The organism is Kutzneria sp. CA-103260, from assembly GCF_018263855.1.
In the GTDB taxonomy this organism is placed as follows: Bacteria; Actinomycetota; Actinomycetes; order Mycobacteriales; family Pseudonocardiaceae; genus Kutzneria.
In genome coordinates this window covers 3,302,350-3,319,355 of record NZ_CP073318.1, presented here as the reverse complement: position 1 = coordinate 3,319,355, position 17,006 = coordinate 3,302,350, and the positions used below count along the sequence as shown (strand labels likewise).

The following is a 17,006-nucleotide window of genomic DNA, read 5'->3' as shown; positions in this document are numbered from 1 at the left end:
ACCCGCGTGCGAGGATCAGTACTCGACGCGGTCGGTGCGGGAAAGCCACGCGGAGAACGGGGTGGTGTTGTCCGCAGTGGACACTTGCAGCACGGGCACGGGCCACGTCGCCCGAGGCTGCTCGAACAGGTCGTAGAAGTCGCGGTCGTCGAAGCCGGCCGCGGCGGCGTCGTGCCGGTCGGCTGCGAAGACCACCCGGTCCAGCCGGGCCCACAGGGACGCCGACAGGCACAGCGGGCACGGCTCGCATGAGGAGAACAGCACGCAGCCGGTGAGCTTGAAGTCGCCGAGCCGTTGGCACGCCTCGCGAATCGCCACCACCTCGGCATGCGCGGTGGGGTCCAGCGTCGGCACCACGCGGTTGACGCCGGTGGCGATCAGCTCGTCGCCGCGCACGATCACCGCGCCGAACGGCCCGCCGCCGGTGGTCACGTTCTCGGCAGCCAGCCGAACGGCCTCGTCGAGCCACGCCTGGTCGGTGGCGGCTGTCGTGGTCATCGGGGAATCTCCTGCGTAGTGAGGTGTTCCGGTCGAACCGGAACCCGGGTGAGCGCCAGTCCTGTGGCGGCGCGGATGGCCGCGACCACCGCCGGCGTGGACGAGATCGTGGGTGGCTCGCCCACCCCGCGCAGCCCGTAGGGGGCGTGCGGGTCGGCCAGCTCCAGCACGTCCACCGGCATTGGCGGGGTGTCGAGCACGGTCGGGATCAGGTAGTCGGTGAACGACGGGTTGCGGACCTTGCCCTGGGAGACCTGGATCTCTTCCATCACGGCCAGGCCGAGGCCCTGGGTGGTGCCACCGTGGATCTGGCCCAGCACGGCCTGCGGGTTCAGCGCCTTGCCCACGTCCTGGGCACAGGCCAGCTCGACCACCTTGACCAGGCCGAGCTCCACGTCCACGTCGACCACCGCGCGGTGCGCCGCGAATCCGTACTGCACATGGGCGAAGCCCTGCCCGGTCTCGGGATCCAGGGCAGTGGTCGGCCGGTGCCGCCACTCCACGGTCTCCTCGATCACGTCATCACCCAGCACCGCGACGATGTCCGCGCTGGTCAGCTCCGACCGGGGCTCGCCGAACCGCGACACCGCCAGCTTGAGCAGCTTCTCCCGCACCGCTTCGCACACGGCCTTGACCGCGCCACCGGTGACATAGGTCTGGCGGGAGGCCGAGGTGGAGCCGCCGTTGCCGACCGTGGTGTCGGCCGGGTGCACAGTCACCTGCTCGATGCCCAGCTCGGTGCGGACGATCTGCTGCTGGATGGTCACCAGCCCCTGGCCGACCTCGGCCGCGGCGGTGTGGATCACGGCCGCGGGCTCGCCGTTGATCACCTCCAGCCGCAGGCGGGCGGTGGAGTAGTCGTCGAAACCCTCGGAGAAGCAGATGTTCTTGATGCCGACGGCGTAGCCGATGCCTCGGACCACACCCTCGCCGTGGGTGGTGTTGGAGACGCCGCCCGGCATCGCGGTCAGGTCCAGCGGTCCGTCCTGGCCGGCCGGCAGCGGCCTTTCCCTGACCAGGCGGAGCAGTTCCGCCACCGGGGCGGCGGAGTCGATGACCTGCCCGGTGGGCATGACGCTGCCCTCGGTCATGGCGTTGCGCACGCGGACCTCGACCGGGTCCAACCCCAGCGCCTCGGCGAGTTTGTCCATTTGCGACTCGTAGGCGAAACCCGCTTGCACGGCGCCGAAACCGCGCATGGCGCCGCAGGGCGGGTTGTTGGTGTACGAGCCCCAGCAGTCCACGGTCACGTTGTCCACATTGTACGGACCGACGCCGAGCGTGGCCGCGTTGGCCACCACCGCCGGCGTGCTCGACGCGTAGGCCCCGCCGTCGAGATAGATCCGCGACCGGACATACACCAGCGTGCCGTCCCGGTCCGCGCCGTGCTCGTAGTACAGCTTGGCCGGATGCCGGTGCACGTGGCCGTAGAACGACTCCTCGCGGTTGTAGACCATCTTCACCGGCTTGCCGGTGTGCAGCGCCAGCAGGCACGCGTGCACCTGGATGGACAGATCCTCGCGGCCGCCGAACGCGCCGCCCACACCGGCCAGCGTCAGCCGAACCTTGTCGGTCGGCAGGTCCAGCGCGAAGCAGATCTGCTTCTGGTCCACGTGCAGCCACTGCGTGGCCACGTAGAGGTCGACGCCGCCGTCCTCAGCCGGGATCGCCAGGCCGGACTCGGGGCCGAGGAAAGCCTGGTCCTGCATGCCGACCTCGTACACGCCCTTGACCACCACGTCGGCGGTCGCGTGCTGGTCGCCGCGCTCGATGTGCACCTTGCGCACGGTGTTGCCGCCGGGGTGCAGCAGCGGGGCCTCCGGCCCGACCGCCGCCTCGGCGTCGACCACCGGCGTCATGACGTCGTACTCGACCTCGATCTTCTTGATCGCCCGCCGGGCCGTCTCCGGGTGGTCGGCGGCGACCAGCGCGATGGCTTCCCCGTGGTAGCGCACGACATCCACGGCCAGCACCGGCTGGTCCGGATGCTCAAGGCCGTACAGGTTGGTGCCGGGCACATCGGTGTGCGTGAGGACCGCGTACACGCCGGGGAGTTTCAGCGCCTCGCTGATGTCCACCGACCGGATCCGGGCATACGGGTGCGGGCTGCGCAGGGTCGCGCCCCACAGCATGTCCTCGTGCCACAGGTCCGACGAGTACGCGAACTCGCCGCGCACCTTCAGCGTTCCGTCCGGGCGCAGCGGGCTGTCGCCCACGCCCCCTCCAGATCGAGTCGATACAGTGGATTCCCTGGTGGGGGAGGTCATCGCAGCACCTCCGCGGCTCGTGCGAGGTCGTGGGTGATCGTGTCCAGGTCGGCGGTGCGCAGCTCGCCGTCGGCGATGACGCTGCGGCCGCCGACCAGCAGCCGGTCCACCTTCGGGGCGGAGCCGAGCACCAGCGCCGCCACCGGGTCGGCGATGCCGGCGTGGTCGAGGTCGTCCATCCGCCACACGGCCAGGTCGGCGACCTTGCCCGGCTCGATGGAGCCGATCTCGTGCTCCCGGCCGAGGCAGCGGGCGCCGCCCATGGTGCCCATCCACAACGCCTCGCGGATGGTCAGAGCCGTTGCCCCGCCGCGGAATCGCGCCACCAGCAGCGCTTGCTTCAGCTCCTCGCCGAGCCCGCCGGACTCGCTGGAGGCCGCGCCGTCGACGCCGAGCCCGACCGGCGCGCCGGCGTCCAGCAGCTGCCGCACCGGGGCCATGCCGGCGGCGATGCGTCCGTTGGACGTGGGGCAGTGCGCGGATCCCGTGCCGGTCTCGCCGAAACGCTTGATCGCCTCATCGGAGAGGTGGATGGTGTGGGCCAGCCACACGTCGTCGCCCAGCCAGCCCAGCTGCTCCGCGTACTGTGCCGGCGTGCAGCCGAATTCGGCCAGGCACTGCTCCTCCTCGTCGATGGTCTCGGCCAGGTGGGTGTGCAGCCGGACGCCGTGCCGGCGGGCCAGTCCGGCCGCCTGTTCCATCAGCTCGCGGCTGACCGAGAACGGCGAGCAGGGGCCGACGGCGATCCGGATCAGGCCGAGCGGATCCGGGTCGTGGAAGTCGGTGATGGCCTTTTCCGAGCCCAGCAACGCTTCCTCGGTGTCTTCGACCAGGTTGTCCGGCGGCAGGCCGCCGTGCGACTGGCCCCGGTCCATCGACCCCCGCACAGCGTGCAGCCGCACACCCAGTCGACGAGCCTCGCCGACGAGCGCGCCGATCTGGTCGCCGCCGTCGGTCGGGAACACGTAGTGGTGGTCGGCGATCGTGGTGCAGCCGGTGAGAGCCAGCTTGGCCATGCCGGCCGCGCCGGCCGCCCGCGTGACCTCCTCGGTCAGGCGGCCCCACACCGGGTACAGGGTCGTCAGCCATTCGAAGAGCTCGGCATCCCTTGCGTAGCCGCGGGTTGCCCACTGGTACAGGTGGTGATGGGTGTTGACCAGGCCGGGTGTGACGAGGCGGCCGGTGGCGTCGAGGTAGTCGTGGTCCTCGGACGGACGCTCGGCCGGGCCGGCGGCGACCGTCTCGATGAACCCGTTCCGGACCACGATGTGGCCGCGGGCGTGCTCGGTCCCGTTCGGGTCGACGGTCGCGATGGCCGCGTTGTCGATGACCACCAGGCTCACTGCTGCACCTCGCTAGCGCTCGGTGTCCGCGTTCGCGGACGCTCTGCGTTGAATGATTCGCTCGCAAGCTCGCTCATGCGCGGCACCTCGCCAGCGCTCGGTGTCCGCGTTCGCGGACGCTCTGCGCTGAATGATTCGCTCGCAAGCTCGCTCATCGGGTGGCCGCCAGTCGCACCGCGTCCAGGATCTTCTCGTACCCGGTGCAGCGGCACAGGTTGCCGGCCAGGGCCTCGCGGATCTCCGGATCGGTCGGGTTGGGCACCCGGTTGAGCAGGTCGTGCGCGGCGACGACCAGGCCCGGCGTGCAGAAGCCGCACTGCACCGCGCCGGCGTCCACAAAGGACCGCTGCACCCGGTCCAGCGTGTCGCCCTCGGCCAGGCCCTCCACGGTGTGCACCTCGCGGCCCTCGGCCTGCCCGGCCGCGACCAGGCACGAGCACACCGGCGTGCCGTCCAGGTAGACCGTGCAGGAGCCGCATTCGCCCTGCTCACAGGCGTTTTTCGAACCGGGCAGGCCCAGGCGCTCGCGCAGCACGTAGAGCAGGCTCTCGCCCTCCCACACGTCGTCGGCCTGCCTGGCCTCCCCGTTGACCGTGACGTTCAGGCGCATCGCGCGTAGTCCTTCCATGCCCAGGTGAGCGTGCGGCGGGCCAGCACGGACAGCGCGTGCCGGCGGTAGGCGGCGGTGCCGCGCACGTCGTCGATCGGACTGGCCGCCTCGGCGACCAGCTCCCCGAAGCGCCGGGCCACCGAGTCGGTCAGCGGCTTCGGTGAATCCCACGAAAGCTCGCCGGCCGCGAACCGCGCGGCGTCGACGGCCCGGATCGGCGTCGGCCCGGCCGACCCGATGCCCGCGCCGACCCGACGCTCCTCGGGGTGCAGGGCCAGCCCGAACGAGCAGACCGCGATCACCATCGCGTTGCGCGTGCCGACCTTGCTGAACTGCTGCGGCCCGCCGCCGGCCGGCAGGTGCACGGCCGTGATCAATTCGTCCGCGGCCAGCGCGTTCCGCTTGACGCCGCGGTAGAACTCGCCGATCGGGATCAGGCGGGACCCGCGGACCGAGGCCACCTCCACAGTCGCGTCCGTGGCCAGCAGCACCGGATGCGTGTCGCCGGCGGGGGAGGCCGCGCCCAGGTTGCCGCCGACCGTGCCCTGGTTGCGGATCTGCGGGGAGCCGACCGTGCGGGAGGCCATCGCCAGGCCCGGCAGCCGGTCGCCCAGCTCGCCGATGATCCGCGCGTACGGCACGCCCGCGCCCAGCCGGGTGCCGTCCGGTGTCGCCGCCCACTCGGCCAGCTCGCCGACCCGGGTCAGGTCGAGCAGCGCGGCCGGCCGGCGGTGGTCGAAGTTCAGCTCCACCATCACGTCCGTGCCGCCGGCGATGGGCACCGCGTCCGGGTGCGCCGCCTTGGCGTCGAGGGCCTCGGCCAGCGAGGTCGGTCGAAGGAATTCCACGTGATCCAGTACACATTCCGCACTGCCGCCGCTGCTAGCGGCGAAGCCCACGAAACGCCGACCCGATCGGGCGGGTCTTTTGGAGGATCCTCCAAGTACGCTGCTCGGCGTGCGCCTGGGCGAACTGCTGGCCGACCCGGGGCTCGGGCTCCGGCTGCTGGCCGGGGACGCCGAGCCGGACCCGGAGTTCCGCTGGATCTACATCACCGACCTGCGCGACCCGCGCCGCTACCTGGCCGGCGGCGAGGTCGTGCTGACCGGCATGCTCTGGTACCACGACGCCGGCGACGCCGAGGCGTTCGTCTCCGCCGTCGCCGAGATGGGCGTGGTCGCGCTGGGCGTCGGCACCGCCGAGATCGGGCCGGTCACCCTGGACGTCGTCGTCGACGCCTGCCGGCGGCACGGCGTGCGGCTGTTCACCGTGCCGCTGGACGTGTCGTTCACGTCCATCACCCAGCGGGTCGTGTCGGCGCTGGCCGCCGAGCACGTGCGGCGGTCCAGCGCCGTGCTGGAGCACCACCGGCGGCTGGTCGCCGCGCTGGGCGACGGCGGCGGTCTGGACGGTCTGGTCGCCGCCGGGGCCGTGGAGTTGGGCGTGCCGTGCTGGGTCGTCAGTCCCACCGGGCGCGTGATCGCCGGGCCGTCCCCGTTGCCGGATGTCGACGAGGTGGCCGCCGGCTTCGTGTCCGCCGCCCGGCTGCCGTGCCAGGTCGGGTCGTACCGGGTGCTGCCCGTCGGCGCCGGCCACCGGCTGGCCGGCTGGGCCCTCGTCGTCGCCGACTGGACCGCCGACCAGCACGAGGTCGCCGTCGAACTGGCCACGCTGATCGGGCTGGAACGGTCCGCCCTGGCTGCCGGCCGGGTCGTCGAGCGGCGGGCCGTCACCCAGCTGCTATCCCTGCTGGCCGACGAGGCCACCCCCGCCGCCGACATCAGCGCCCGGCTCACCGCCGCCGGCTTCGGGCCCGACGACTCGCTGCGCGTGGTGTCCCTGACCGTCACCGGCGAAGCCGGGCTGGCCATCGCCGTCCTGGACGAGCTCGTCGACGGCCTCGTGACCGAAGTGGACGGTGAGGCCGTCGCGATCACCCTGGCCGGCAACGACTTGCTCGACTCACTGCGCTCCGGCGTGCGGGCCCTCGAACCCGGCCTCGGCTCCTGCCACCTCGCCGTCGGCGTGAGCGGTCCCGGCCCTGGCTCTCGGCTGCGGGCCTGCCTCGACGAGGCCCGCTACGCCCGAGGCGTCGCCGGGCACAACGTCAATGGCCATGGGGGAGCCCACGCCGCCGTCGTCGCCGGCTCCGAACTGGCGTCCCACCAACTCCTGTTCGGCGCCCTGCCCGACGAGCTCCGCCAGTCCTTCTGCCGCCGCCTGCTCGGCCCCGTCCGCGCCTACGACCAGGAACATCACTCCGAGCTGCTGGAGTCGCTGCGCGTCTTCCTCGACTGCTCCGGGTCCTGGAGCCAGGCCGCCGCCCGCCTCCACCTGCACGTCAACACCCTGCGCTACCGCATCGGCCGCGTCGAGGACCTCACCGGCCGCGACCTCTCCCGCTTCACCGACCGGGTGGACCTGTTCCTGGCCCTGGAGCTGTCCCGCTAGGCCACTGACGACGAGGCGATCTTCCAGATCCCGTCCTGTTGGACCATGCCGAACGTGGTCCGCTCGACCGGGGTGCTGCCGTCCTTCTTGTGGTACGTGATGGTGGCGACCACCGTGCCCGGCGGGGTGGCGGTCACATCCGTCACCTGGACGCTGGCGACGCCGCCCCAGAAGCTCTGGTAGCCGGCCATGCCGCCGGCGTGGTTCTGCTGGTAGTCGGCGGTCATGTGGTTCCAGCCGTCGGTCAGGTCGCTCGGCATGAGCTTGTAGTAGTCGGTGATCGCGTTGACCAGCTGGGTCGCGACGTCCGCCGGGGGCGGGGCGGCGTTGGTGGTGGTCGACGGGGTGGTGGTCGTCGGCGACGGGGTCGTGGTGGTGGCGCCCGTCGTCGTGGTGCTGCCCTTGGGCGCAGTGGCCGAGGTTGGGGGCTTGCCCGAGGAGGAGCTGGAGCCGGCGGTGATGGACGGCTGCGGCTGGTTGAGGGCGTAGACCACGACAACGGCGGCGACCACGAACGCGCCGACAACCAGGGCGATCGCCACCATCTTGCGCCGGTCCGGCGGCTCGGTCTCGGCGATGACGGCCGTCTCCTCGACCGGCGCCGCCGGCACCGGAGCGGGGGCCGGCATCTCGGCGGGCATCGTCTCGGCGAGGGAGCCCAGGGCATCCTGGACCTCCTTGGCCTCCGGGCGATGCTTCGGGTCCCGGCGCAGCATCCACACCAGCGTCGCGGTCAGCGGCACGGCGTGCTCCGGCGGCGGCACCTCCTCGGTGGCGATGCGGTGCAGCAACGCCACCGCGTTGTCGCTGGTGCCGAACGGCGGCCTGCCCTCCACCGCCGCGTAGAGCATCGCGCCGAGGGCGTACACGTCGCTGGCGAAGATGGCGTCCTCGCCCTGCGCCACCTCGGGCGGCAGATAGGCCGGGGTGCCGGCGAGCAGGCCGGCGGCGGTCAGTGTGGCGTCGCCGTCGGCCCGGGAAATGCCGAAATCGGTCAGCTTGGCCACGTTGTCGCCGGTCAGCAGCACGTTCGCCGGCTTCACGTCACGGTGCACGATGCCGGCGGTGTGCGCGGCCGCCAGTGCGGAGGCGATCTGCGCGCCGATCCGGGCCACCGTGCCCACCGGCAGCACCCCGTGCTCGGCGATCAGGTCGGCCAGGCTGCTCGACGGCAGGTACTCCATGATCAGGCACGGCCGGCCCTCGTACTCCACCACGTCGTAGATGGAGATCACATTGGGGTGGTGCAGCCGGGCCGCGATCCGGGCCTCCCGCATCGCGCGGTTGCGGGCCTCGTCGGTCTCCAGCTCGGTCATGCCGGTGCGGACCAGCAGCTCCTTCACCGCGACGTCCCGGCGAAGCAACTGGTCCCGGGCCTGCCATACGGTGCCCATCGCGCCGCTGCCGACCTTCCTGACCAGCTTGTAGCGCTCGGCGATGAGGTCACCCTCGGTGGCCACAGCCATTCCTCCACTATTCAGTCGACGTCGCGGTGCGGCGCCCATCTTTCCACGGTGAATCCTGGGTGCACCGCACCCTGCCTCGCAGTGTTGTCCCGGCCTAGCTTTTTGTGGGTCAGGCCGGTCCGATTTCTGGAGGATTCCCTTGTTCCGCACACTAGTGGCGGCTGCCCTGGTGATGGGCGTGACCGTCACCGATCCGCACGTGGTCACCCACCTCGACCTCGCGGCTGGCCAGCAGCCGGAGAACCTCGCCGTCGAGGCCGACGGCTCCGTCGACGCCACTTTCTCTTTCGCACGGCAGATCGCGCACATCTCGCCCGGCGGCGCTGTCCACATTGTGGGCACGGTGCCGGCGCCACCGGCCGGCACCGATGTGCCACTCATCCACCGCGCATTCGTCGGCGGCATCGTGCGCACCGACGACGGCACGCTGTATTTCCTCTATGCCGCCGGCACTTCCGAGCTGACCGGCCTGTGGCGGCTGCGGCCCGGTGGCGTGCCGGTCCGCATCGCCGCCCTGCCGGCCGACAGCGTGCCGAACGGACTTGCCCTGGCGGAAGGCCAGCTCTACCTGTCCGATTCGGCCCTGGCGACCGTGTGGCGGGTCCCGCTGTGCGGCGGCACTCTGGTCCGCTGGCGGAGCGGACCGGAGTTGGCCGCTCCGGCCGGGCAGTTCGGCGCGAACGGCCTGAAGATCCGTGACCACGCCGTGTGGGTGACCAACTTCACTCAGGGCACGCTGCTGCGGATCCCGTTCGGAGGAGGTCCGATCCGGACTGTCGCGACCGGTCTCGACACGCCCGACGACTTCGACTTCGCTGGGCCGGACGCGCTTGTCGCGACCAACCCGACGAAGAGCCTGGAGCTCGTGCACCCGGACGGCCGGCACGAGTCGGTGCTGACCGGCCTGGACAACCCCAGCGCCGTCGTCGTGCGCGGGGACACGGCCTACGTGGCGGACGCCGCGTACTTCAGCGCCGACCCGAACCTGCTCACCGTCCACATCGGACGGTGAGGCTCAGCTCAGCCGTGCGCGCACGTACTGGTTGGGCCACTCGATGTCGGCGCCCAGCACGCGGGCGGCGTTGAGCGGCCAGTGCGGATCCCGCAGCACGGCCCGGGCCAGGAACACGACATCGGCCGCGCCGGTGGCCACGATCTGCTCGGCCTGCTGGGGCTCGGTGATCAGGCCGACGGCGCCGGTCAGGACTTTCGCCTCGGTGCGGACGCGCTGCGCGAACGGCACCTGGTAGCCCGGGCCGATCGGAATCTGGGGCTTGGGCGTGTTGCCGGCCGTGGAAGTGTCGATCAGGTCCACCCCCACATCGGCCAGCAGCCGGGCCAGCCGCACGGTGTCGTCGGCGGTCCAGCCGTCGTCGGCCCAGTCGGTGGCCGACAGCCGCGTGAACAGCGGCACGTCGTCGCCGATCGCCGCCCGCACAGCGGTGGCCACCTCCAGTGCGAACCGGACCCGGCCGTCGAAGTCGCCGCCGTAGCCGTCGGTGCGCTGGTTGGACAGCGGCGAGTAGAACTGGTGGATCAGGTAGCCGTGGCCCCCGTGCAGCTCGACGGCGTCGAAGCCGGCCGCGATCGCCCGCTTGGCCGCGGCCGCGAAGTCGGCGACGACGGCGTGGATCTCGTCCTCGGTCAGGGCCTTCGGCGCGGCGTAGTCACCGAACGCCACCGCGCTCGGGGCCACCGACTGCCAGCCGCCCTCGTCGACCGTCACCGTGCCGTGGGGCTCCCACGGCCGCCGGGCCGACGCCTTGCGGCCGGCGTGCCCCAGCTGCATGGCGATCTTCGTGCCCTGGGCGTGCGCGAAGTCAGTGATCCGCCGCCAGGCCGCGACCTGCTCGTCGTTCCAGATGCCCACGTCGTGCTGAGTGATCCGGCCCTCTGGCGACACCGCCGTCGCCTCCGTCATCACCAGGCCCGCCCCGCCGGCGGCGAACTGGCCCAGGTGCATGAAGTGCCAGTCGGTCGGCAGCCCGTCGGCATTGGCCGAGTACTGGCACATCGGCGACACCCAGATGCGGTTGCGGGCGGTCACGCCGCGGACCGTCACCGGTGAGAGGAGTTTGCTCATGGCATGGTCAACACGTGCTCCGCCGGTGATGTTTCCAGCACCGCCGGGCCGAGACGCAGGACACCGTCGTCCAGCGGCACGCATCGCAGGCCGCCGTGGCCCCGCAGCCCCCTGAACGCCCCCGGCGCCACCACCACGTCCATCCACGCGCACGGGTGCGCCGGCCGGTGCGCCTGGAACCGCACCGGACCGTCGCCCGAGTCCAGGCTGAACACCTGCTTCACCAGGTCGTCCACCGGAAATCCGCGCAACACGATGTTCCGCCGCACCACATGCGGATCCGGCCGCGGGTCCAGTCGCAGGGCGTCCAGCGACTCCGCCGCGAACACCGTCACCGCCGCGTTCCGGTGCGCCCGGTGGTTGAAGTATCGGTCTCCGACCAGTCCGAGGCCCGCCCGCACCTCCACCCGCTCACGCTCGACCGGCACCGGATCCGGCCGTGGCCCATCCTGCGGCCGACCCTCGAACGCGTGCGTGGGCGACACGAGCAGCGCGACGATCTCCACCTCGTGCCTGCTCACACGACCATGCTAGCCAGTTCCCGGCGCATCAACGTGCAGTCGGTTTCGTACCAGACGGCCGTGCCGTCCGGTCCGTCCTCGTGCCAGCCGTCCCGTTCGGTGCCGTAGGCGCGGTAGCCGAGACGTTCGTACAGCGCCTGGGCACGGGGATTGTCGTGCTCCACGCTGAGCTCCGCGATGGACAGGGAGCGGCGGCGAATCCGGTCCTCGGCGGCGTGGATGAGGATCGTGCCGATGCCGCACGACTGGAGTGCCGGCATCACAGCGAGCTGGAACAGCAGGCCGGCCCCTGGCTTGGCCGTGTAGTCGACGGCGCCGATGGCCACCGGGGAATCGGAAGGCGGGCACACGGCGAGGTAGTCGACGTGCGCTCGCGCCAGCTGCGTGTGGAGTTGCTCGACGTGCCGGCGGCCGCCCGACCAGGTGCAGGCCGAGACGTCGGCGGGAGTGAGGTCGCGGACGTGCAGCGGCACGCGGATGGTGGTCATGCCGGCCAGGTTCTCGGCGAACCAGGCCGGCCGGCAACCGGAATTCAGTCGAAGCCGCGGGGGAGGGCGGTGTCTTGTAGCCACGACCGGAAGAACCGGTCCAGCGGGCGGGGGGAGTGCTCCTGCGCGACGGCGATGAACTTGTCCGTGGTGACGGTGGAGTGGCGGTGCTTCTCGGTCCACTCCCGCAGCACGGCGAAGAAGGCGTCGTCGCCGAGGCGGACGCGCAGGGCGTGCAGAGTGAGGGCGCCGCGCTGGTAGACGCGGTCGTCGAACATGTGCCGGACACCGGGGTCGCCGATGCGGATGTCCTGGCGCTGGCGGGCGATCTCGGCGTGCGAGCGGGCGGCCAGCACGGCGGCGGACAGGCCGCCGGAGGCCTCCGACCACAGCCACTCGGAGTAGGTGGCGAAGCCCTCGTTGAGCCAGATGTGCCGCCAGTCGGCGATGGTGAGGCTGTTGCCGAACCACTGGTGGGCCAGTTCGTGGGCGACCAGGTGCTCGCTGCCCCGGTGCCCGTCGACGTGGTTGCTGCCGAAGATGGACAGGCCCTGCGCCTCCACCGGCACGTCCAGGGTCTCGTCGACGACCACCACGTGGTACTCGCTGAACGGGTAGCCGCCGAACATGCCGACGAACGCCGCCATGATCTGGGGCTGCCGGCCGAAGTCGTGCCCGAACACGCCGACCAGCCGCGCCGGCACGGCGGCCCGCTGCCCGGCCGACACCTCGACCTCGGTGTACAGGCCGATCTGAATCGTGGCCAGGTAGGTGGCCATCGGCGCGAGCTGCTCGAACTCCCACGTGGTGCTGCTGCCGCCGACCCGCCGCGACACCAGCGAGCCGTTGGCCAGCACGGTGTACGGCGAGGGCGCGGTCACGGCGATCCGGTAGGTGGCCTTCTCTCCCGGCTGGTCGTTGCACGGGAACCAGGACGGTGCGCCGATGGGCTGGCTGGCCACCAGGGCGCCGTCCTCCAGCTGCTCCCAGCCGATGTCACCCCAGTGCGGGCTGCGCACCGGCCGGGGCGTGCCGGTGTAGCGCACCTCGACGGTGAACACCGCCCCGACCGTGACCGGCCGGATCGGCGTGATCCGCAGCTTGTCGCCGCGGTGGCTGTAGCGGGCGGCCTTGCCGTTGACCAGCACCCGGTCCACCCGCAGGCCGTGCAGGTCGAGGCTGAACTGGGCCAGGTCGGCCCGCGCCTGCGCGGAGAGCCGGGCCCGGCCGCCGAGACGGCCGGGCCCAGGCTTGTAGTCCAGCTCCAGGTCGTAGTGCGTGACCCGGTACCCCCCATTGCCGTGCTGGGGCAGATACGAGTCGGCGGAACGGTCCGCGCCGATCGTGCCCCTCACCCGCGCTTGCTCCACGCGGCGATCGGGTTGCCCAGCCAGCGGCTGTTGGCCGGCACGCTCTCGCCGCGCATCACCAGGGAGGCCGGTCCCACGGTGGTGCCGGCGCCGATGGTCGCCCCCGGCAGCACGATGCCATGCGGGCCCAGCGTGGCGCCCTCGGCCAACGTCACCTCGTCCATACGCATGATTCGATCATGGAACAGGTGGGTCTGCACCACGCACCCCCGGTTCACGGTCGCACCCGCGCCGACGCTGACCAGGTCGGCCTCCGGCAACCAGTATGTCTCGACCCACGCGCCGCGGCCGATCCGGGCCCCGAGACCGCGCAGCCAGACGTTCATCACGGGTGTGCCGGCCACCGAGCCGGCCAGCCACGGCACCGCCAGCACCTCGACGAACGTGTCGGCGAGCTCGTTGCGCCAGACGAAGGAGCTCCACAGCGGGTGCTCCACCGCCCTGAACCGGCCCACCAGCAGCCACTTCGCCGCCACGGCCACGGTCGCCGCGACCACGCCGCACGCGGCCAGGACCAGCCCGCTGAGCAGCGCGGCGACCCCGAACCCGGCGACGCTCGCGATCCCGGCGATGGCGAACAGGGCCAGCACGGCCAGCGCCACCGAGGCCATCACCGGCAGCACACGGCAGATCTCCACCAGGCCGCGGGCCACCACCAGCTTGGTCGGCGGCTCGAAGGTGCGGCTCTGGTCACCGTCCTCGACCGCACGCGGCAGCTTGATCGGCGGCATGCCCAGGTAGGAGCTGCCGGCCTTGGCGCCCTTCGGGGTGGACGACAGCACGCCGACCAGGCCCCGCTTCGGCACCGCCCGGCCCGGCGCGGTCATGCCCGAGTTGCCCAGGAAGGCCTTCTTGCCGATGCGGGCGTTGGCGATGTGCAGCCAGCCGCCGCCGAGCTCGTAGGTGCCGACCATGGTGTCGTCGGCGAGGAACGCGCCGTCGCCGACCGTGGTCATGGACGGCAGCGCCAGCACCGTCGACGCCTCCACCCGGCGACCGACCTTCATGCCCAGCGCCCGCAGCCACACCGGCGTGAACAGGCTGGCGTACAACGGGAACAGCGTCGCGCGGGCCATGTTCATCAGGCGCTCGGTGGTCCACGCCTGCCAGGCGACCCGGCTGAACACGGGGTGGTAGCCGGCGCACAGGCCGATCGAGCACAGCCGCACGCCGATCAGCACCAGCAGCGCGTACGCGACCAGCGAGGCGACGGTGGCCAGCGGCACGGCCAGCAGCGCCGAGCCGAGCGTGGGCGTCTGACGCAGGAACTGCGCGATGATCACCAGGCCGGGCAGGGCCGCGGCCACCGGCAGCAGGCCCAGCGCCACGGTCGCGGCGTTGTAGGCGAACACCCAGCGGCGCAGGCGCGGCGGGCGGCTGTTCGGCCAGCGGTGCGCGGCCTTGCCGTCCCGCACGGCCGGCACACCCGACCAGCGCTGGCCGGCCGGCACCGAGCCGACGACGCCGGAGCCCGGCGCGACCTCGGCCCGCTTGCCGATCCGGGACCCCGGGAACAGGGTGCTGCGGGCCCCGACGGTCGCGCCGGCGCCGATCCGGATCTTGCCGATGTGCAACACGTCGCCGTCCAGCCAGTGGCCGGACAGGTCCACCTCCGGCTCCACGGCGCTGCCCTTGCCCAGCTTGAGCAGGCCGGTGACCGGCGGCAGGGAGTGCAGGTCCACGCCGTCGGCGATCTTCACGCCGAGCGCGCGGGCGTACCGGGTCAGCCAGGCCCCGGTCAGGTTGGTGGCGCCGGTGGCCTGGGCCAGCTGCTCGGCCGCCCACAGCCGCAGGTGCGTCCGGCCGCCACGGGGGTAGCGGCCCGGCTTCACCTTGCGCAGCAGCAGCCGCGCCCCGCCGGCGGCGACCGCCACCCGGCCGGCCGGGTGGAACATGACCAGCCAGGCCACCGCGATGGCCCACCACGGGGCCGTCGGCGCCCAGGCCGCGCCCAGCAGGTTCAGCAGCGTGCTGCCGGCGGCCGCCGCGACCGTCCAGCGCAGGCCGACCAGCGTGGCCAGCGGGATCATCGCCAGCAGCTGCTTGACCTGGGCCTTGCGCGGCGTGGGGGCCACCGTGCGGGCCTTGGTGGCCTTCGCGTCGAACTCGTCCAGACGCGCGGCCATCGCCCGCAGCGTCGGGAACTGGTAGATGTCGCTGACCGAGCCGCTCGGGTGCTTGGCCCGGATCAGGCCGACCAGCCGGGCCGCGGCCAGGCTGCTGCCGCCGCTGGCGAAGAAGTCGGCGTCGGCCTCGGCCGGGGCCACGCCCAGCACGGCGCCCCACTGCTCGGCCAGCCACGCCTCGGTGCCCACCAGCGTGGACGTGTCGGCGCTCTGCGGCAGCGGCCACGGCAGGGCGTTGCGGTCCACCTTGCCCGACGTGCGGGTCGGCAGCGTCTCCACCTCGGCCAGCAGTGGCACCAGCGCCGCCGGCAGCGCGGACCGCAGCCGCTCCAGGGCGGTCTCGCGGTCGAACTCCGCCGTCGGCACCACGTAGCCGACCAGCAGCGTGCCGTTGCGGACCGCGGCCGCCGCGCCGGCGACACCCGGCAGCGCCTGCAGGGCCGCGTCCACCTCGCCCAGCTCGATTCGCCGGCCGCCCAGCTTGACCTGCTCGTCGGCCCGGCCGACGAACAGCAGGCCCTCCGGCTCGGCCCGGACCAGGTCGCCGCTGCGGTAGGCGCGGTCCCAGCCCATCGACGGCAGCGGCGCGTACTTCTCCGCGTCCTTGGCCCGGTCCAGGTAGCGGGCCAGGCCGACGCCGCCGATGACCAGCTCGCCCTGCTCACCCATGGGCACCAGCTCGCCCTGCTGGTCCACCACGGCCAGCTCCCAGCCGTCCAGCGGCAGGCCGATGCGCACCGGGCCCTCGCCGGTCAGCTGCGCGGCGCAGGCCACCACGGTGGCCTCGGTCGGGCCGTAGGTGTTCCACACCTCGCGGCCCTCGACCGCGACCCGCTCGGCCAGCTCCGGCGGGCAGGCCTCGCCGCCGAAGATGAGCAGCCGCACCTCGTCCAGCGCCTCGGCCGGCCACAGCGCGGCCAGCGTCGGCACCGTGGAGACGATGGTGATCTCCCGCTCGACCAGCCAGGGGCCCAGGTCGATGCCGGTGCGCACGAGCGCCCGTGGGGCCGGCACCAGGCACGCGCCGTGCCGCCAGGCCAGCCACATCTCCTCGCAGGAGGCGTCGAAGGCCACCGACAGGCCGGCCAGCACCCGGTCGCCGGGGCCGATCGGCTCGTCGATCAGGAACAGCTCGGCCTCGGCGTCCACGAACGCCGCCGCCGCACGGTGCGACACCGCCACGCCCTTGGGCTTGCCGGTGGAGCCGGAGGTGAAGATGATCCAGGCGTCGTCGTCCGGGCCGGGGGTGCCCAGCACGCCCAGCGGCGTGCCGGTGAGGGTGATCTCCCGGTCCGCGCCGATCACCGCGCACACGTCAGCCTCGCCGAAGACGAGGTCGGCCCGCTCCTGCGGGTCCTCGAAGTCCACCGGCACGTAGGCCGCGCCGGCGGCCAGCACCGCGAGGATGCTGACGTACAGGTCGACCGTGCCCGAGGGCGCACGCACGCCCACCCGGTCGCCCACGCCGATGCCGTGACCGGCCAGCGTCTCGCGGAGCCGGTCCACCTCCGTCGCCAGCGCACGGTAGCTCAGCGTCGTCGCGCCGTCATCCACCGCCGCGGCGCCGGGGTGCTTCAGCTCCGTCTCGGCCAGGATGTCGAGCAGCGTGCGGGTCGGGGCCGCGCCCCGAGTCGTGAACACCGCGCTCTGCACCAGAACGCGCGGATCCTGAACTGCGGTCAAGTTTCGCCTCTCCGAGGTGCCGGTTAGCCCGGCGCACCGGTTAGCTTCGTCCACAGTGGACGCTCAGCGATCTTGTTCACCGTCGCGGGCCGACGACATA

General features: G+C 72.4%; 13 protein-coding genes. 2 read left to right on the top strand and 11 right to left on the bottom strand.

Annotated elements, in window-relative coordinates; translation table 11 throughout:
- Positions 1-15: 15 nt before the first annotated feature.
- The 5 genes from JJ691_RS14290 to JJ691_RS14270 all read right to left on the bottom strand — a co-directional run bounded on the left by JJ691_RS14290 (position 16) and on the right by JJ691_RS14270 (position 5,566).
- A complete protein-coding gene (locus JJ691_RS14290; protein WP_211769261.1) occupies positions 16-498 on the bottom strand; it encodes a nucleoside deaminase in 483 nt (160 codons plus the stop codon).
- Positions 495-2,765: a xanthine dehydrogenase subunit D gene (gene pucD / locus JJ691_RS14285; protein ID WP_211769260.1), complete on the bottom strand. Its 2,271-nt coding sequence runs from the start codon at positions 2,763-2,765 to the stop codon at positions 495-497. Before pucD ends, JJ691_RS14290 begins: the two co-directional genes overlap by 4 nt.
- Positions 2,762-4,108 (bottom strand): 8-oxoguanine deaminase, encoded by a 1,347-nt coding sequence (locus JJ691_RS14280; RefSeq protein ID WP_211769259.1) that lies wholly within the window; start codon positions 4,106-4,108, stop codon positions 2,762-2,764. Before JJ691_RS14280 ends, pucD begins: the two co-directional genes overlap by 4 nt.
- 151 nt (positions 4,109-4,259) lie before the next feature.
- Entirely contained in the window at positions 4,260-4,718 is a 459-nt protein-coding gene (locus JJ691_RS14275) for a (2Fe-2S)-binding protein (protein ID WP_211769258.1), read from the bottom strand.
- A complete protein-coding gene (locus tag JJ691_RS14270) occupies positions 4,709-5,566 on the bottom strand; it encodes an FAD binding domain-containing protein (RefSeq protein ID WP_211769257.1) in 858 nt (285 codons plus the stop codon). Before JJ691_RS14270 ends, JJ691_RS14275 begins: the two co-directional genes overlap by 10 nt.
- Positions 5,567-5,675: 109 nt before the next feature.
- Between JJ691_RS14270 and JJ691_RS14265 the strand changes: the two genes are divergently transcribed.
- Entirely contained in the window at positions 5,676-7,169 is a 1,494-nt protein-coding gene (locus JJ691_RS14265; protein WP_211769256.1) for a PucR family transcriptional regulator, read from the top strand.
- Here JJ691_RS14265 and JJ691_RS14260 read toward each other — a convergent pair.
- Positions 7,166-8,635, bottom strand: coding sequence for a serine/threonine-protein kinase (locus tag JJ691_RS14260; protein WP_211769255.1), 1,470 nt, complete (start codon positions 8,633-8,635; stop codon positions 7,166-7,168). The genes JJ691_RS14265 and JJ691_RS14260 overlap by 4 nt on opposite strands.
- Positions 8,636-8,774: 139 nt before the next feature.
- On the opposite strand from JJ691_RS14260, the gene JJ691_RS14255 reads away from it, so the two are divergent.
- The gene (locus JJ691_RS14255) at positions 8,775-9,647 is read left to right on the top strand and encodes a hypothetical protein (protein ID WP_211769254.1); all 873 of its coding nucleotides are present in this window, start codon (positions 8,775-8,777) and stop codon (positions 9,645-9,647) included.
- Positions 9,648-9,650: 3 nt separating this feature from the next.
- Here JJ691_RS14255 and JJ691_RS14250 read toward each other — a convergent pair whose 3' ends face one another.
- Genes JJ691_RS14250 through JJ691_RS14230 form a run of 5 tightly spaced genes read right to left on the bottom strand, consistent with a single transcriptional unit; the run spans position 9,651 to position 16,906 of the window.
- Entirely contained in the window at positions 9,651-10,718 is a 1,068-nt protein-coding gene (locus tag JJ691_RS14250; protein WP_211769253.1) for an NADH:flavin oxidoreductase/NADH oxidase, read from the bottom strand.
- The gene (locus JJ691_RS14245) at positions 10,715-11,239 is read right to left on the bottom strand and encodes an MOSC domain-containing protein (protein ID WP_211769252.1); all 525 of its coding nucleotides are present in this window, start codon (positions 11,237-11,239) and stop codon (positions 10,715-10,717) included. The genes JJ691_RS14250 and JJ691_RS14245 overlap by 4 nt, the downstream gene beginning before the upstream one ends.
- On the bottom strand, positions 11,236-11,727 hold the full coding sequence (locus JJ691_RS14240) for a GNAT family N-acetyltransferase (RefSeq protein WP_211769251.1): 492 nt from the start codon (positions 11,725-11,727) through the stop codon (positions 11,236-11,238). The genes JJ691_RS14245 and JJ691_RS14240 overlap by 4 nt, the downstream gene beginning before the upstream one ends.
- A 44-nt stretch (positions 11,728-11,771) precedes the next feature.
- A complete protein-coding gene (locus JJ691_RS14235; RefSeq protein ID WP_249227912.1) occupies positions 11,772-13,082 on the bottom strand; it encodes a M1 family metallopeptidase in 1,311 nt (436 codons plus the stop codon).
- Positions 13,079-16,906 (bottom strand): Pls/PosA family non-ribosomal peptide synthetase, encoded by a 3,828-nt coding sequence (locus JJ691_RS14230; protein WP_211769249.1) that lies wholly within the window; start codon positions 16,904-16,906, stop codon positions 13,079-13,081. The genes JJ691_RS14235 and JJ691_RS14230 overlap by 4 nt, the downstream gene beginning before the upstream one ends.
- Positions 16,907-17,006: the final 100 nt, after the last annotated feature.